Origin of the sequence: Streptomyces fuscigenes, assembly GCF_021556455.1 — a bacterium.
Taxonomy (GTDB): domain Bacteria; phylum Actinomycetota; class Actinomycetes; order Streptomycetales; family Streptomycetaceae; genus Streptomyces; species Streptomyces fuscigenes.
Genome location: NZ_JAKGCV010000617.1, coordinates 1 through 2,549, shown reverse-complemented (window position 1 = coordinate 2,549; position 2,549 = coordinate 1). Strand labels below are relative to the sequence as shown.

The following is a 2,549-nucleotide window of genomic DNA, read 5'->3' as shown; positions in this document are numbered from 1 at the left end:
AGCCGGTCGCCCCCGCCGCTGCCCGCGTTGCCGACCGCGCCGACCGCTCCGGCCGGGGATCCGGCCCCCGCCCGGAGCCCGGCTTCCGCGCCGGCCCGGGCTTCGGCCCGTGCCTCCGCCCCCGCTTCTGCCTCTGCCTCTGCCTCTGCCTCTGCCTCTGCCTCTGCCTCTGCGAGTACTTGTGCCGCGCCGCGCAGGAACTGGGCGAGGATCGTGCCCGAGTTGCCGCGCGCGCCGATCAGGGCGCCGTGTGCCATGGCGGTGACCGCGTCCCCGGGGGCCGGCCCCCCGGCGCCGGGGGTGTGCGCCGCGAAGACGGCCTCCACCGCGCGGGCCGCCGACTCGGCCGTCAGGTAGAGGTTGGTGCCGGTGTCACCGTCCGCGACGGGATAGACGTTGATCGCGTCGATCTCCTCGCGGTCCCGGCCGAGGGCGTCGAGCGCCCGGGCGCACCAGGTCCGCACCGCGGCGGCGTCGAGGGTCTGCGGCACCTGCTGGTCCTCCTTGCGCGAACCGCCCGCGGGACCCGTGGGCGGCCTGACGGGCCTGCTCCACGCACAGTAGTCCGCGGCGGCGGGAGCGGACCCGGCCGGTCCGCCCACCCGTCCGCCGGGAGGCCGGCCGCGGCTCAGCGCAGACGCCAGCCGTGGTCGACCGGGCCGATGCCGGAGCCGAGCGCGAACCCGTGGCGCACCGCGCCCGTCACGTACTCCTTGGCAGCCCGTACCGCCGTGACGACGTCCTGCCCCGAGGCGAGTCCGGCGGCGACGGCCGAGGCGAGCGTGCATCCCGTGCCGTGCGTGTGGCGGTTGTCGAGGCGAGGGGCGCGCAGCCAGTGCTCCTCGCTCCCGTCGGTGAGCAGGTCGACCGCGTCGCCCGGCAGGTGCCCGCCCTTGACCAGGGCCCAGCGCGGGCCCAGCGCGAGAACGGCCTCGGCGGCGCGGCGCAGGTCGTCCTCGCCGGCCACCTGGACGCCGGTGAGCCGGGCCACCTCGTCGAGGTTGGGGGTGGCCACGGTCGCCAGGGGCAGCAGCGCGTCGCGCACGGCACCGAGCGCGGAGTCCGCGAGGAGCGCGTCGCCGTGCTTGGAGATGCCGACGGGGTCGACGACCACGGGTGCCGCGGTGTCCGCGAGGAGTTCGGCGACGGCGGTGACGATGGCGGCGGAGGAGAGCATGCCCGTCTTCACCGCCTGGACGCCGATGTCGTCGACGACGCTGCGGTACTGGGCCCGCACGGCCTCCACCGGGAGGTCCCAGGCACCCTGCACGCCCGAGGAGTTCTGCGCGGTGACGGCCGTGAGGACGCTCATGCCGTGCGTGCCGAGGGCGAGCATGGTCTTCAGGTCGGCCTGGATGCCCGCGCCGCCGCCGGAGTCGGACCCGGCGACGGTCAGGACGCGGGGCGGCGGGACGCGGGGAGAGGTGCCGGGAGCGGCGGCAGGGACGGGGGCGTTCATGGGCCCGACCCTACTTTTCGCCGTCCCCGAAGTGGTCCCAGCCCCCGTCGCCGCTCCAGGGGGCCCCGTCGACGGTGACCTGCGGGCGGGCGGAGGGCCCCTGCACCTCGCCGATCACCTTCCAGCGGGCGGGCAGCTTCGCCCCGGGCGGGAACGTCGCGACGATCGCGTGGTCCTCCCCGCCGGTGAGCACCCAGTGCAGCGGGTCGATGCCCACGGCCTGGCCGATGTCGTTCATCTGCGAGGGGATGTCGACGCGTCCGGAGTGCACGTCGATGCGTACGTTGCTGGCCTGCGCGATGTGCCCGAGGTCGGCGACGAGCCCGTCGCTCACGTCGGTCATGGCCGTGGCGCCGAGCCCGGCCGCCGCGGGGCCCGCGTGGTACGGAGGTTCGGGCCTGCGGTGGGCCTCGACGAAGGCGCGCGGCGAGCGGAAGCCGCGGGAGAGCACGGCGAGTCCGGCGGCGGACCAGCCGAGCCAGCCGGTGTACGCCACGACGTCGCCGGGGCGCGCGCCGGAGCGGGTCACCGGGGTGTGGCCGCGCAGGTCGCCGAGCGCGGTGATGGCGATGGTGATGGTCTCGCCGCGCACGACGTCGCCGCCGACCACCGCGGCGCCCGCGACCTGGCACTCGTCGCGGATGCCGTCCATGAGCTCGGTCGGCCAGGTGACGGGGAGTTCCGCGGGCACGACCAGGCCGAGCAGCAGCGCCGTGGGCACGGCGCCCATGGCCGCGATGTCGGCGAGGTTCTGCGCCGCGGACTTGCGGCCGACGTCGTAGGCCGTCGACCAGTCCCGCCGGAAGTGCCGCCCTTCGAGGAGCAGGTCCGTACTGGCCACGACCTTGCCGTCGGGCGCGGCCACGACCGCGGCGTCGTCGCCGGGGCCGAGCCGGACCGCCGGGGTGGTGGTGAGGCGGGAGGTGAGCCGGTCGATCAGCCCGAACTCCCCCAGCTCCCCCACGGTTCCCTTCACCGGGTCTCCCTTCTCTGCGTGTGCGCTGCCACTGGACGTGTCGGGGTCCGCGCGGGCGCGGGCGCGGCGCCGCCGGACGGGAGCCGGGAGCCGGCCGCGGCGGGCGCGGGCGGT

The 2,549-nt window shown here is 76.6% G+C and carries 3 protein-coding genes; all 3 read right to left on the bottom strand.

What is annotated here, in order from left to right; genetic code table 11:
* Window positions 1–491 (bottom strand): DAK2 domain-containing protein (locus L1885_RS27005; protein ID WP_235799780.1); only part of this gene is annotated, 491 nt, incomplete at its 3' end.
* A 137-nt stretch (window positions 492–628) separates the two neighbouring features.
* A complete protein-coding gene (gene thiD, locus L1885_RS27000) occupies window positions 629–1,459 on the bottom strand; it encodes a bifunctional hydroxymethylpyrimidine kinase/phosphomethylpyrimidine kinase (protein ID WP_235799779.1) in 831 nt (276 codons plus the stop codon).
* Between the two features lie 10 nt (window positions 1,460–1,469).
* Window positions 1,470–2,435 carry a thiamine-phosphate kinase gene (locus L1885_RS26995; protein ID WP_235799778.1) on the bottom strand — a complete coding sequence of 322 codons (966 nt, stop codon included), beginning with the start codon at window positions 2,433–2,435 and terminating at the stop codon, window positions 1,470–1,472.
* Window positions 2,436–2,549 lie beyond the last annotated feature (114 nt).

Bases quoted from the DNA above. Each gene is read 5' to 3' on its own strand.
- thiD (WP_235799779.1), bottom strand. From the start codon at position 1,459: ATGAACGCCCCCGTCCCTGCCGCCGCTCCCGGCACCTCTCCCCGCGTC.